We start from the raw sequence: 13,997 nt of genomic DNA on the forward strand, positions 1-13,997 counted from the left end.
GCGTGACGAGTAGTCGCTCAAACTGCTTTTTCATCGTCTCAATAGAGGAAAGTAGAAAATTTAAGTGCTATTTTAAAAAGAACAATCGTTTGCGTTGCTTTTTTTTATGGAAAAAACAAAAAATGCCTTAAAATTGCTCTTTTAGAAAGGGTGAAATATATACTTTTGTTTCTCACCTTAAAACAAAAACTATCCTACAAACAATGGCTAGATTAAATCTACTAGAAGAAACCCGTTTCGAAAAACTTCCCGTTACGGTTTTCAAGAATCCCGATGAGGCCTCTGTATCAGTCGCTCATCGAATTGCCGACCTCATTAAGGCAAAACAAGCAACAGGAGGGCATGCCGTAATAGGCCTGGCTACTGGAGCAACACCTATTAAAGTATATGCAGAGTTGGTACGTCTGCATAAAGAAGAAGGACTGAGCTTTAGCAATGTTATCACCTTTAACTTGGACGAGTACTACCCTATGCAGCCAGATGCAAAGCAAAGCTATGTTACTTTCATGAACAAGCATCTGTTTGACCATGTGGACATTGTGAGAGCGAATGTACATATTCCGGATGGTACCTTGCCACAAGAGGCTATCCACGACTATTGCTTGAAATATGAACAACAGATTACCGAGTTGGGTGGTTTGGATTTTCAATTGCTGGGTATAGGTCGTACGGGGCATATTGGCTTCAACGAACCAGGCTCTGCGCCAAACTCCGGAACACGGTTAGTCACCTTGGATGATCTTACAAGGCGTGATGCAAGCCGTGATTTCGGTGGAAAAGAAAATGTGCCAACAAAGGCCATCACTATGGGGGTGGGGACAATATTCAAGGCAAGGGAAATTATCTTGATGGCATGGAGTGAGAACAAAGCGCCTATAGTGAAAAAGGCGGTAGAAGGCGAAATATCGTCCGAGGTACCGGCTACTTACTTGCAACTTTCAGATAATGTGGAGTTTGTATTGGATGAGGCAGCAGCATCTTCCCTTACCCGTTTTGATACGCCTTGGTTGGTAAAGGACTGCGAATGGGATAACAAAACAATCAAAAAAGCTGTAGTATGGCTGGCTCAAAAAGTAGGTAAGCCCGTACTAAAGCTGACGGAGGAGGACTACAACAATAACGGCATGGCACAGCTGGCCACAGAAAAAGGGCCGGTTTATAACCTGAACATCGATATTTTCAATCAGCTGCAGCATACCATTACCGGATGGCCAGGAGGCAAGCCCAATGCAGATGATAGCCAAAGGCCGGAGCGGGCACAACCTGCCAAGAAAAGGGCAATTATTTTCTCTCCGCACCCCGATGATGACGTCATCTCCATGGGGGGAACATTTATTCGATTGGCCGATCAGGGGCACGACGTACATGTGGCTTACCAGACTTCGGGCAATACCGCTGTATGGGATGACGACGTGCTGCGCTACATCGAGTTTGCCCGCGATTTTGCTGAAGCTATGGGACGTGAGAAAGACGATATCCTGAAACTCTACGACGATACCAGAAAGTTTTTTGAAGCAAAGAAACCCAACCAGATAGATACGAAGGAAATAAGGGAGATTAAGGCCATTATAAGGCGCGGTGAAGCTGTGGCAGGAGCCCGTTATGCCGGTTTGCCCGATGATCATATCCATTTTATGGACCTTCCTTTCTATGATCGCAGCAAGTTTGATAAAAAGATCTCTTATGAGGACGATATCCAACAGGCGGTGGAGTTGCTACAGGCAGTGAAGCCTCATCAGATTTTTGCGGCAGGCGATTTTGCTGATCCACATGGAACGCACAAAGTGTGTTTTGACATTATCCTGCAAGCCTTGCTTCGTCTGCGCAAAACTGAGGAGTGGACCAAAGATTGCTGGTTATGGCTATACCGTGGCGCTTGGCACGAGTTCCCCATACATGAAATAGAAATGGCTGTGCCATTGTCTCCTCAGGAAGTATATCGCAAGCGGATGGCTATCTTTAAGCATCAGTCGCAAAAAGATCTACCTGTATTTCCTGGCGATGACGCAAGGGAGTTTTGGGTGCGTGCCGAAGATAGAACTAGCGAAACTGCACGGCTCTACGACGAACTTGGCCTGGCAGAGTACGAAGCGATTGAAGCCTTCGTTAGGTGGAAATTTGATTAGTATAAATAAATATAGTGATAGAAAAGGGGCATTGCACAATGCCCCTTTTTTAATTCTCCCTCAAGGTAGAGATCCATTGATCTTTGATGCCGAATGTTTTATTTGGACTATCGGAGGCAGTAAAGATAAGTTCTCCTCCCTGCATCAACTCCTCATGACTTATCCAATTGCGTTCTATTTTTTCCCCATTGAAGGTGAGGTCTTGGATATATCGTTTGTCCTTGGCATAGTTGTTTACCTGAATGTGTAGCTTACGCCCGTGCGTAAGGTCAAGTGTGATCTCCTCAAATAAGGGAAGGTGTAGGTAGTAAATGGGCCAGCCAATGGCGGCAGGATAGAGCCCCAAGGAAGAAAAGATAAACCAAGAAGACATGGCACCGGCATCGTCATCCATGGTGCGGATGAATGCCGCTGGTTGATTTTTGAAAATGACATCGATTTCAGAACCTATGCCTCGACTATTGTCGTTGAAATAGTGGTTTATCACGGTATCTACGGCAAACTGATGCATCCATGCTTGTGATTTCCATGGTGCATTGGAAGCCTGGTACAAAGCCGGTACTTGTAGGTCCGGTTCATTGGTCCGGTTGAAATAATGATGGTCGAAGAAATCGTCCAACTGATTTACGAACTCCTGTTCGCCTCCCATCAATGCCTTCAATCCTGCAATGTCAAAAGGAACAGACCAACGATATTGCCTGATGGTACCTTGGTACATATTTCGGGCCGACATGCGATCTACATCCGGCTTGCTGAGATCTGCAAAATCTTTGAGCCAATAGTTTTTGTATTCCGATGCTTTCTGGTAGTGCTGCCTTGCTTTTGTCTCATTGCCTAGTATGGCGTATATTTCTGCTAGCGCCCACGTGTCATAGGATGACTCTAAAGCCTTGTCTGGTTTTGAAAAATCCAATCGGTCTACTTCCGCCTGTAAGGAATCTATAATGGATGCAAAGTCTATTGCGAAACCCTTGCGATGCGCGTCTATCAGTGCCACAATTGCATGTTCTGTCCGAACAGTGTTGGAGGGCTCGTGCTCCGTTGCAAAGTCTTTCTTGCCATGAGGATAGAGGTTGGCAATGGACTGCGCGATATCGCCAAAGCGCTCAGGGTAGGCTAAAGCTAGCAAAGGTAGTTGCGTCTTGAAGTTGTCCCATATGGCCCAGCCATTGTAGCGTGGGCTTGATGCTTGCTGCAACGACCCGTCTATGGCCCTATACTGGCCGCTTGGATTGGAGATGTTATAGGGAGATTGAAGCGTTCTGTATAAGAGCGAGTAAAATAGACGGGTACGATCATCGTCTCCCTTCACTTGGAACCTATTTAACAGCTTGTTCCATTCAGAGTTGCTTTTCTGGGCAAATGTTTGATAATCTGAGGTCAACAGCGAGGCCAGTGCACTTTGCTCATCGACGGACGAGAAGGATATGTACAGATCTATGTCTGTGACGCTTTCGTCCGGAATCGCTATTATTTTGGTAGAATCGGCATTTGTCCATTTTACTGGTCTACTCATTTTTAAGGCATAATAGATACGATAGGTGCCGGCATGGCAGGTAGTCCTTGCTTCTATATAGCCTGTGAGCACCTGCCCTTGTACCTGGTGTTTTTCGGAGACGAAAGCACGATTAAACGTGTGTTTGAGGTCTATGCTGATGCCCTTTTTGCCTTTCGGGTATTGATAACGATGAATACCCGATTGCCCGTATACGGCAAGATCCGCCTGAATGCCATTGCTGAAACGAACACCATATGCGCCAGGAGAGGCATAGTCGCTCAATTTTTGCAGGGGGGTTGCTTCTTGTTCGGTGGTGTTTTCCAAAAAAGGCTTCACCAACAGTATGCCACCGCTTCCCTGGCACCCCACACCTTCAAATCGATTGTGAGTGAAGCCATAAAAGTCTTTGGCTAAGTATTCGTAACCAGTATGGGTGAACGGATAGGTGGAAGGACCGATGCTGAGCATGGAAAAAGGATAGGAAGCTGCAGGAGATAGTTGCCCATGATCGCCAGATGATCCAAGGAAAACGTTGACTTGGCTACTTCTGTCGGCTTGCGCGATGGCAAGTGGAGGATAAAGATATATAAGTCCCCCAATCAGTGCAAATAAAATGGATCTAAGCATATTAACGTACGGTTTTACTTGTGAACATGTATTTTTAGATCCGTAAAGATATTTAAAACGGTTTGGCTATGCATGTAAAGCTTTTGTTAACAACTTGTTAATCCGATGGCTGGTAACCGATTGCTTACAGCCGTGGCCGTTAGTAGGCTTGCTTGTCGCCAATGACCATACGCCAGAAAGTGAGGAAGATGATTCTTAGGTCTAGCGCAAAACTCCAATTTTCGATATACCAGATGTCATGTTGTGTGCGTGCATTCATCATGCTGGGTTCTGTCAATTCACCTCGTAGTCCATTGACTTGGGCCCATCCTGTAATGCCGGGCTTGGTTTGGTGTCGGACCATGTAGTTCTTCACCGTATTGATGGATTCTTGGTTCATGAGTGTGGCATGTGGCCGCGGGCCCACTACCGACATCTCGCCAAAGAGCACATTGAAAAATTGCGGGAGTTCATCGAGGCTGCTTTTTCTTAGAAATCCTCCCACCTTGGTAATACGGTCATCGTCTTTGCCCGCTTGTCTGAATTTTCCGTTTTTTCCGATATCGCTGGAGGCAACCTTCATAGAGCGGAATTTGATGCACATAAAGGGCTTATTGCGTTTGCCCCAACGTTCTTGGAGATAAAAAACAGGACCTTTGGAAGTAAGCTTAATGGCAATGGCTATAATGGGGAACAGCCATGAAAAAATGAATACAATCACAAATAGGCTGAATATGACGTCAAAGGCCCTTTTTACCACCCTGTTGTATACATCTTCCAAAGGTTCGCTGCGGTAGCTGAGCAAAGGGAAACCACCAAGCATGCTGAAGCTATATTTCCCATTGAAGTACATGTTATACATGTTGGGTATGATGCGTAACCTAACGGCATACATACTGAGTACGGACGCTACTTCCTTGGTACTATACGTAGCTTGGTGATCTTCGCTTATGAATACCTCGTCAATTTGTTCCAGTCCCGTCAGTGGAACCCCATCTACTAGAAGCCCCCTCCCTTTATAACTGTTCTCTAGGTTGTTTGCTAAGCTCAGGGTGCCCGGTATATACCTAACCAGGTGATAACCCTGGTGTTTATTTTCACGAAGGTATTTGGAAAACTGCACGCTCGTGTCGCCGCCGCCAATGATGAGAGCCGACTTACGGAGACGGCCTTTTTTGTACAATAGAAGATATACTTGCTTCAATACAATTCGTGCACTAGGCATCAATATGAATAGCAGTGCGCCATAAAGTAGTACGAAGCTTCTGGTGTAGTCCTTTTCCTTAATGGCGAAGATGAAGAGAACGGCTAGGATAAGCTGCCAGATGATATTGTTAAAGGTTTTGTAGATTTCCCGTATTTGATTTTCTTGTACACGTTCTTGGTATAGACTGTTGGACTTGGATGTGAAATACCAGCCGGCGATAAGGAACAAAATGAAGCCAAAATCTGCGATATAAAAATCAGGTAATACATTATTATCGCTTATAAACAAAGCGACAAGGAATGAAAAGATAATAATACAGACATCTGTGACAAGCTTAGTGAAGAGAAAAAAGCTTCTGTCGTTGACAATCATTGTTTTACGAATTTTTATTTTTTTCCTTTCAACGGTCTACTCGTTGAAAAGGATAAATGGCATATTAACGTCATTTTAGCTGCCAGTGTCCAAAAGTAGTGTTTCATCGCATTAAACCCACATATTTTTTTATTTTTTTATCAACTATGTCCGCTAAGCTTTGTTTCGACTTGAAAAATTGTTGCTATATTGGCTTTTGACGAACCATATTAATGGGTTATTTTTGCTTTAAATTTTCAGATTTTGGGATTAATACTTATTATTGACAAGAAATCGCATTCTATCAGATGAATAAAAATCACTATGCTATCATAATGGCCGGAGGGGTAGGGAGTCGTTTCTGGCCCATTAGCCGCAAGACAATGCCTAAGCAATTTATAGATGTATTAGGTACCGGTAAGACACTCATACAAGACACATACAATCGGTTTCTAAAAATAGTTCCCAAAGAGAATATCTATATATTAACTAATACCAATTACAAGGATTTGGTACAGGAACAGCTGAATATGGATGATGACAGCCATATCATCGGTGAGCCGGCCATGCGTAATACGGCACCTTGTATAGCTTATGCTAGTTATAAATTGAGGGCTCTCAATCCCAATGCGGTGATGGTCATAGCTCCTTCCGATCACCTAATTCAGGATACGGATGTTTTTGTCCAGGCCATCCAGTCGGCTTTGAATGCCGCAGCAGATAATGATGCTTTGTTTACCCTTGGTATCAAACCTTCGAGGCCCGATACCGGATACGGATATATTCATTGGGACAACGAGGCGAATTTGGGGGAGTTCAAGAAGGTGGATGCCTTTGTGGAAAAGCCAGACTTGCCTACAGCGGAGTCATATTTGAAAAGTGGCGAATATTTGTGGAATGCAGGTATTTTTATCTGGAAAGCCTCTCAATTAATTGATGAGCTTCGAATATATAGTCCCAACTTGAACGATATTCTAGAAAAGGGTAAGGATTCTTACAATACCCCGGAAGAAGAGAATTTCCTTTTGAAGAACTATCCAACTTGTGAGAACATATCCATCGACTATGCGGTGATGGAGAAAAGCAAATCGGTGTATGTATTGCCGGTAGATTTTGGCTGGTCTGATTTGGGAACATGGACCTCTGTATATGGTATAGCCTCTAAGGACGAATGGGGCAACGTGGTGATTCCCGATCCCGAGAATATTATATTGTACAATAGCAAAAACTGTATGGTGAATGTCCCTAGTTTCAAGCGGGTAGTCATTAAAGAACTGGAAGACTATATCATCGTGGAGTCTAACAATACCCTTATGATCTGTCCAAAATCATCAGAACAAGAGGTGAAGCAGGTAGTAGCAGATGTGAGCAGTAAATTTGGGGAGAGTTACATTTAGTTTAAAGTTGTAAGTAGGAAGTTTTAAAAGAAAAAAATGAAAAAAATTTGGGCCTTATGCGCCATTCTGATAGTTGGTTATTGTTCTTTAGCGAATGCACAGTCATTGTCCGGCGGCGTGAAAGGAGGGGTTAACATCGCTAACATGATCAAAACAGGAGATCTTGATTACAGTAGTGATGTCCGTGTTGGCTTTAATGCAGGTGGGTTTTTGGATTTGGATATCACGGGGAACTTGGGCATAGGTGCAGAGCTTAATTATTCGCAAAAAGGCTATAAACAAGGGGACAACCTCACCTATACCAATAACTTCGTCGATTTGCCATTGATGCTACAGGTAGCCCTGTTTGATAGGGTGAGCCTGCATTTGGGCCCGCAATTTTCCTGGTTGATCAATTCTAGCGTAAAAAGAGAAACGAACGATCGCACAACCATCACCAAATACAAAGGCGAAGAAAAAAGCTATGTTGGAGGGGTACTCGGTATCGATATATATATCGGAAATGGCTTTAAACTCATAGGTAATTATACGCAGGATTTTACGGAAAGAAAAGCCAATAGTGATGCTCAGATTCCAACGTTCAAGAACAAGGTTTGGCAAATTGGCCTTGGGTATTATCTTTTTTAACCGTTCACAGCTTGTCCGATAAGATAAAACGACGTCATCGAATAGTCCTTTGGATTTGGTATATCGGCTCGGCAATATATTTCAGTGTCCTGTTCTATATCGTCTTTCTGGCGGGTAGAAGGCAGGGGGATGCCAAGTCTGCAATTGATCCCGAAATTCACTTGGATCCTTTAAGTAGAAAATGGGATGTTTGGAAGCACAGTGCTAATTCCGATAATCTCTATCTGGATGTGATGGGCAATATCGTTATGTTCGTTCCTTTCTCCCTCGTTTTATACGTCGTTTTTCGCATTAGGAATTTATACCTCATCCTATTATTAGGCTTTTTGACCAGCCTTTTTATAGAAACAACGCAATATATCTTTCAGATAGGAGTGGCGGATATAGACGATTTGATTCTCAATACGCTTGGTACGCTAATAGGAATAGCCATCATAGAAGCATTGAAGATCGTGTTGACAGGGGATAAGCTCGCCAAATAGATAGTCAACATTGCCTGCTGATGATGGCTACATAATTGAAGTAGCATAGAATGAAGCCTTCACCTGCTCTCTTTTCTCAGGTGACTACCAAATGGATTGGATGTCTTGCTTATCTCCTGGTGCTTCTAACGAGCCAAAAGATAAGCGCAATGACTACAAGGACGATAATAATTCCTACATATACTCCTCCCTTGAAGATGCCGGCTATTAAGTCGCAGCTGCTTAAACTGCAAATCAGAAGAAATAGAAAAGCATAAACGGGCAACACGATACGGTTTTTCATTCGAAAATAATTTATCTAGGCAACAAGCAAGGGAAGCACTTTGTTTGCCAGTAGATGATAGGGCCTACTAGTTTCTTTAAAAAGGGTCAAAACACGAATTCTAAGCCCAATGATTTGCTTCCCTTCCATTTGGGCCCGTCCTTCAAAAGGCGCTCCACTTCTTTCTCTAGCCTGGCGTTGCCTTGTTCAAAACGTAGATTGATAGCCTTGCCCGTACTGTCTATATCGGCGTGAACGATAATATGACCTCTCTCGGTGGTGATTTTGTGACGGGCAATGTAGCTATTCAGTGCATCCCATCCGCCTACCGGCTCGGCACTGTTGGCTTCTAGCTTGCGCGCTGTGAAAATGCCACCCTGGTTGGGTATTCCCTCCCTGCTGTCTATTTCCAGTACCACCTGCCTATCATGGCTGTTTTGATGCTGAAGGCCACCCCGCATCCAGAGCAGGATGCACGTCAGGATAAGGAAGAGCGAAGCCACGCCGGCTACTCCCAATCGTTGCCAAGTGAATAACATGCGGCTTCTTTCTTCTGGCTGTTGGGCAATGCGCGATTGTAGCCTTTGTTGCAATAGGCTCAGTTTTTCTTGGTTTACCTGTTGAGCTGTACGATAGCCTTCCAATGCTTCGCTAAGAAAGGGGTCGTCCAAAGCTTCGCGTTCCAGTTGATACATCTCGTCGCTGCTCATCTGGCCATTTATATACCTGTCTATCCGTATGATGTCGTATTGATTAATCATTGTCTTTCCTTTCCATGCAAATCTTCAGATTGCGCTTGCCATTTTGAATGTGACTTTTTACCTTTAAAATATCATAGCCTGTTATGTCTGCAATTTCCTTGTAGCATCTCTGCTCCAGATAAAACAAGCGTACACAGGTTTCTTGTTCTTGCCTCAGTTCGCTGAGGCAGCTTTCCATCAAGGTCAATCGAGCCTCTTGTTCTTCAGACTCACTTCTGTCGTCAGATATAGGAAAGTCAAGCCCGTCTTCTTGAGTATATATTTCTTCCTCGATAGAAAGCATGAGGTTTTTGCTCTCCTTGCGTAGCTGCATTAAGCAGGTATTTCTGGCTAGTGTATGCAGCCAACTTTTGAAATGGCTCACTTCATGCACACGCAACTTCGTAATCAGTTCCTCAAAGACCTGCATCACGGCATCCTGGCTTTTTGCCTCATCCTGCAGGTATTTATAACAAACACCATATACCAGTACCATGTACGGCTCGTATAGCGCACCCAATATTTCCAAATCCCCTGTAGAGCGGTATTGCCTTAGCAATTCGCCTTCGGATGCTTTAGTCGGTATTTTTCTGTTATAGCGCAAAAGAAGTTAAAAATCAAAAGCCTGCCTGCCGTAGGCAGGGTGAAAATTAAAAAAAGAAACCAGAGACTAAAGCTGCCTAGAGACTTATCCCGTACAGACGCCATGAATGGTGTCTCCCAATAAACCAAATATATGATGAATAATGGCGTTCTATTCCATAAAAAAAAGAAATAATCGTAATTTCGTGCCAAATGGAAAACATTACATTCCAAGATCTTGATGGTGATATCAAGCTCTTGGTTTATTTTATGGCGATCTTGATAATGGCTGTTTACGTGGCATATGTTGTCAGCGTACGCAGCACGATTAAGCTGATTGCCCCCGAAAATCGCTTTATACAGCCCAACCATGCTTTCTTGTTGTTATTGCCTATTTTTAATGTCTATTGGCAATTCGTTGTGGCCAACCGGCTTTCCGACTCATTGACAAATGAGTTTTATGACCGGAAAATTGCCGAAGAGGAGAATCCGGGCCGTTCAACGGGGCGCGTATTTGCCGTGCTAAGCCTATTAGTGAGTCTGCCTATCCCAAGTGTCAGCATGGTGTTTGCGCTGGCTTATATGACTTATTTTGTCCTCTATTGGACTAAGGTGATTCACTTTAAGCATGTCTTGGCAGAGCATGACCGCTACTTGGAAAGCAAAGGGAAAGGTAAACCTTCTGGCGAAATGTAAATTATATGAGATTAATTGAATTGACAAGCTTTCTAGAGGGAATAGCACCGCTTGGCTATCAGGAAAGCTATGATAATGCTGGCCTTATTGTGGGCGACCCAAATAGGGAGATTACACAGGCGATCGTATCGCTCGACTGTACCGAGGAGGTGATAGAGGAGGCAATTGCCCATGGTGCAAACCTGGTCGTTTCCCATCATCCTATCGTATTCAAGGGCTTAAAGAAATTCAGCGGTAGCACGTATGTGGAACGGGTGGTTATGAAAGCCATAAAGCATGATATTGCGTTATATGCCATTCATACCAATCTGGACAACGTGCTAGGCGGTGTGAATGGCAAAATTGCCGAAAAGTTAGGGCTTGAAGGCGTTTCTTTGTTGGCTCCAAAGGAAGGAATATATCACAAATTGGCCGTGTTTGTGCCGCATAGCCACGCCGATATACTTAGAAATGCCCTCTTTGCTGCCGGCGCAGGTGAAATAGGGAAGTACAGTGAGTGTAGCTACAACTTGGATGGCTATGGTACATATAAACCGTCGGAGGGCGCTCAGCCCTATTTGGGAGATATAGGTTTATTGCATAAGGAGCCAGAGCTCAAAATTGAGGTGATCTATCCCACCTATAAAGAAAGGGCCGTCTTGATAGCGATGTATGAATATCATCCTTATGAGGAAATAGCTTATGATATATTTCGCTTGGAGAACAGAAGCGACGACGTGGGGTCTGGTGTTGTCGGCAATCTACCCATGTCAATGGGAGAACAGCGTTTTCTTGCTTTCTTGAAAGAACGCATGAACGCATCGGTCATTAGGCATACGGCATTTAGGAATAAACCGGTGCAGCGCGTGGCGGTGTGTGGAGGAGCTGGCGGATTCCTGCTACAGCATGCCATTCGGTCAGGAGCCGATGCGTTTGTCACGGCAGACTATAAGTACCACGAGTTTTTTGATGCCGAGGGCAAGACCCTCATTGCCGACATTGGACATTTTGAGAGTGAGCAATTTACACAGGAATTATTGTTGGAAATAATTCAAAAAAAATTTCCTAACTTTGCAGTCCGTTTAACCGGAGTAAATACAAACCCCATAAAGTATTATGTCTAATATTGAACAGACTGTAGAACAGAAGTTGCAAGCACTTTGGGACTTGCAAACGATTCATACGCAAATAGATAAAATTCGCCAGATAAGAGGTGAACTTCCCATTGAGGTGGCCGATCTGGAAGATGAAGTGGCTGGCCTGGAAACCAGGATTGAGAAAATTCGCGGTGAGTTGGACGATCTGGAAGACTCCATCGTGACTCGCAAGAACATGATTTCTGATGCACAAGCGGGCATCAAGAAATACGAGGCTCAGTTGAACGATGTGAAAAACAATCGGGAATATGAAGCTATCACGAAAGAAATTGAGATCCAAGGATTGGATATTCAAGTAAGCGAGAAAAAAATCCGTGAGTTTGAATACGAAATAAGGAACAAAACGGAGAATTACGAGAAAACACAGGCCGAGCTTGAAGAACGCAAAAAGGATTTGGCTGTAAAGCAAGAGGAACTGGACACCATCACTGGCGAAACCCAAAAGGACGAAGATGTATTGGTAGAGAAAGCCAAGGAAGCGGAAAGCCATATTGAAGATCGCTTGTTGACGGCCTATACCAGGCTGCGTGGCAATGCCAAGAATGGATTGGCTGTCGTGACCATCGATCGCGATTCCTGTTCCGGTTGCCACAATCAGATACCTCCCCAGCGTCAATTGGATATCCGTCAAAGAAAAAAGATCATCGTTTGCGAACATTGCGGACGTATATTGGTCGATGAGGCTTTTGCCCATGCTGAAGAGCATGTACATGCCTAGTTAAATTGCAATTTTATAAAAAGAGAAGAGAGCTTGGAAAACAATCCAGGCTCTTTTTTGTCTTGGTCATCTATGAGAAGTAGTTGTTTATGGATGCCTTTGGCATTGGGTGTGTGGCTCATGGCGTTTTCGATGGCTCAAGCCAAGTTCACTTTCAATACCAACTGTCAACAGGCCTATCAAGATATCATGTCTTTAAGGCTAAACGCCGCAAAGGAACGTCTGGAGCAAGAAAAAAGAACGCTGCCCGAAAACGATTTTATACCTCTCCTAGAGAATTATTATGACTATATTTACCTGCTCTGCACGGATGACAAACCCCTTTTTGAAAGAGCGAAGAAGAGCAAGGGTGAGCGCTTAAATAGGTTGGCGGCTGGCGACAAGGATTCTCCCTATTACCTGTGGGCACAGGCGGAGGTCAATCTCCAATGGGCATTGCTCCGTGGCAGGTATGGAGAATACCTGAACTCAGCACTGGAAATAAAGCGTACCAATGCCCTTTTAAAAGAAAGTATAGACCAATATCCGGACTTCTTGCCATCGCAAAAGGCTTATGGCATGGTGCAGGCAGTCTTGGGAGCATTGCCTTCAGGAGCTCAGAAGGCTTTAGGTACGCTAGGCGTGCGGGGAAACGCCACCAAAGGCAAAGAAATGCTGGAAAATGCCGTGAAAGGGCTGTCAGGATCGGTTTTTTATGACGAGACGGTCTTTTATCTTGCCCAAGTGTATATGAACATTACCAATGAGCAGCACGGATATGAACGCATTGAATCGCTTTGTAAGCAGATAGATTCCCAGAGTTTGCTTAAAACCTATATATTGGCACAGTATGCTACTAAGTCCGGCCACGGTGCAAGAGCTATCAGTATTCTCCAGTCCAAACCAAGTGGCAGGGCCTACATCGCATATCCCTATCTCACCTATCTTTTTGCCATCGCCAAGATGAATCGCTTGGATAGCGAAGCGAAAAAAATCTTTCTACAATTTATCAATGAGAACAAGCAGCGCTCCTTTACGAAAGATGCCTATCTTCGTTTGGCTTGGATAAGCGTGATAGAAGGCGATAAGGCCGCCTATGAAAAGTATACCCAGTTGGTGAAGACCAAGGGTTACTCATTTGAGGAGCGGGATAAGCAAGCACTAAACGAGATTGCTGATGCTGCCCCGAATGCCGACTTGCTGAAGGCTCGCTTGCTTTATGATGGGGGAGACTTACAGGGAGCGAAGAATTGCCTGCTGCGATTGGATCCGAACAAGATGCCCTTGCAGAGGGATAAGATTGAGTTTTGCTATCGCTATGGGCGCATATTCCAGGATGCTGGTAGCATGGCAAATGCATTGAAGTTTTATAAATCAGCCATAGACTTGGGAAGCGATTCGCCTTACTATTATGCGGCAAATGCGGCCTTGCTTTCTGGAAACATTTACGAGCAGCAGAAAAATTACGAACAGGCCATTTTGTTTTACCAGAAGGCTATAGACATGAAAAATCATCCATACGAAAGTAGTATAGAGCATAAGGCAAAAGAGGGCATTAGTCGTTTGAAAGGTATAAAGTAAAAATTTAGA

Annotated in this window: 12 protein-coding genes; 8 read left to right on the forward strand and 4 right to left on the reverse strand. The window is 44.1% G+C overall.

Translation table 11 applies throughout. From position 1 onward, the window contains the following. Window positions 1-191: 191 nt before the first annotated feature. A complete protein-coding gene (nagB, locus tag A37S_RS0101045) occupies window positions 192-2,126 on the forward strand; it encodes a glucosamine-6-phosphate deaminase (protein ID WP_281169842.1) in 1,935 nt (644 codons plus the stop codon). Between the two features lie 49 nt (window positions 2,127-2,175). Here nagB and A37S_RS0101050 read toward each other — a convergent pair whose 3' ends face one another. Beyond that, window positions 2,176-4,251, reverse strand: a complete 2,076-nt coding sequence (locus A37S_RS0101050) for a glycoside hydrolase domain-containing protein (RefSeq protein WP_036600783.1) — start codon at window positions 4,249-4,251, stop codon at window positions 2,176-2,178. A 139-nt stretch (window positions 4,252-4,390) separates the two neighbouring features. Beyond that, window positions 4,391-5,809, reverse strand: coding sequence for an undecaprenyl-phosphate glucose phosphotransferase (locus tag A37S_RS25985; protein ID WP_084163705.1), 1,419 nt, complete (start codon window positions 5,807-5,809; stop codon window positions 4,391-4,393). Between the two features lie 287 nt (window positions 5,810-6,096). Between A37S_RS25985 and A37S_RS0101060 the strand changes: the two genes are divergently transcribed. The 3 genes from A37S_RS0101060 to A37S_RS25990 are packed head-to-tail and all read left to right on the forward strand — an operon-like array spanning window position 6,097 to window position 8,294. Beyond that, complete coding sequence (locus A37S_RS0101060) at window positions 6,097-7,185, forward strand: mannose-1-phosphate guanylyltransferase (RefSeq protein ID WP_028295392.1); 1,089 nt, start codon at window positions 6,097-6,099, stop codon at window positions 7,183-7,185. Between the two features lie 36 nt (window positions 7,186-7,221). After that, window positions 7,222-7,812 carry a porin family protein gene (locus A37S_RS0101065; RefSeq protein WP_028295393.1) on the forward strand — a complete coding sequence of 197 codons (591 nt, stop codon included), beginning with the start codon at window positions 7,222-7,224 and terminating at the stop codon, window positions 7,810-7,812. An 11-nt stretch (window positions 7,813-7,823) separates the two neighbouring features. Beyond that, a complete protein-coding gene (locus tag A37S_RS25990) occupies window positions 7,824-8,294 on the forward strand; it encodes a VanZ family protein (RefSeq protein ID WP_051292621.1) in 471 nt (156 codons plus the stop codon). Window positions 8,295-8,663: 369 nt separating this feature from the next. Here A37S_RS25990 and A37S_RS0101080 read toward each other — a convergent pair whose 3' ends face one another. Together A37S_RS0101080 and A37S_RS0101085 are read right to left on the reverse strand one after the other, a co-directional pair. Then, the gene (locus A37S_RS0101080; protein ID WP_028295394.1) at window positions 8,664-9,317 is read right to left on the reverse strand and encodes a hypothetical protein; all 654 of its coding nucleotides are present in this window, start codon (window positions 9,315-9,317) and stop codon (window positions 8,664-8,666) included. Then, window positions 9,310-9,900, reverse strand: a complete 591-nt coding sequence (locus tag A37S_RS0101085) for an RNA polymerase sigma factor (RefSeq protein WP_028295395.1) — start codon at window positions 9,898-9,900, stop codon at window positions 9,310-9,312. The genes A37S_RS0101080 and A37S_RS0101085 overlap by 8 nt, the downstream gene beginning before the upstream one ends. A 191-nt stretch (window positions 9,901-10,091) precedes the next feature. On the opposite strand from A37S_RS0101085, the gene A37S_RS0101090 reads away from it, so the two are divergent. From A37S_RS0101090 to A37S_RS0101105, 4 genes are read left to right on the forward strand one after another with little or no spacing between them, the layout of a single operon-like run. Further along, window positions 10,092-10,574 carry a hypothetical protein gene (locus tag A37S_RS0101090; protein ID WP_028295396.1) on the forward strand — a complete coding sequence of 161 codons (483 nt, stop codon included), beginning with the start codon at window positions 10,092-10,094 and terminating at the stop codon, window positions 10,572-10,574. Window positions 10,575-10,579: 5 nt separating this feature from the next. Beyond that, on the forward strand, window positions 10,580-11,677 hold the full coding sequence (locus A37S_RS0101095) for a Nif3-like dinuclear metal center hexameric protein (RefSeq protein ID WP_028295397.1): 1,098 nt from the start codon (window positions 10,580-10,582) through the stop codon (window positions 11,675-11,677). Window position 11,678: 1 nt separating this feature from the next. Further along, entirely contained in the window at window positions 11,679-12,428 is a 750-nt protein-coding gene (locus tag A37S_RS0101100; protein WP_028295398.1) for a zinc ribbon domain-containing protein, read from the forward strand. Window positions 12,429-12,461: 33 nt separating this feature from the next. Further along, window positions 12,462-13,988 carry a tetratricopeptide repeat protein gene (locus A37S_RS0101105; RefSeq protein ID WP_211229697.1) on the forward strand — a complete coding sequence of 509 codons (1,527 nt, stop codon included), beginning with the start codon at window positions 12,462-12,464 and terminating at the stop codon, window positions 13,986-13,988. Window positions 13,989-13,997 lie beyond the last annotated feature (9 nt).

The sequence above is a fragment of the Olivibacter sitiensis DSM 17696 genome, assembly GCF_000427965.1.
Classification (GTDB): Bacteria; Bacteroidota; Bacteroidia; order Sphingobacteriales; family Sphingobacteriaceae; genus Olivibacter; species Olivibacter sitiensis.

Coding starts and splice junctions, on each gene's coding strand:
- A37S_RS0101050 (WP_036600783.1), bottom strand. CDS start 4,251: ATGCTTAGATCCATTTTATTTGCACTGATTGGGGGACTTATATATCTT.
- A37S_RS25985 (WP_084163705.1), bottom strand. CDS start 5,809: ATGATTGTCAACGACAGAAGCTTTTTTCTCTTCACTAAGCTTGTCACA.
- A37S_RS0101060 (WP_028295392.1), top strand. CDS start 6,097: ATGAATAAAAATCACTATGCTATCATAATGGCCGGAGGGGTAGGGAGT.
- A37S_RS0101065 (WP_028295393.1), top strand. CDS start 7,222: ATGAAAAAAATTTGGGCCTTATGCGCCATTCTGATAGTTGGTTATTGT.
- A37S_RS0101080 (WP_028295394.1), bottom strand. CDS start 9,317: ATGATTAATCAATACGACATCATACGGATAGACAGGTATATAAATGGC.
- A37S_RS0101090 (WP_028295396.1), top strand. CDS start 10,092: ATGGAAAACATTACATTCCAAGATCTTGATGGTGATATCAAGCTCTTG.
- A37S_RS0101095 (WP_028295397.1), top strand. CDS start 10,580: ATGAGATTAATTGAATTGACAAGCTTTCTAGAGGGAATAGCACCGCTT.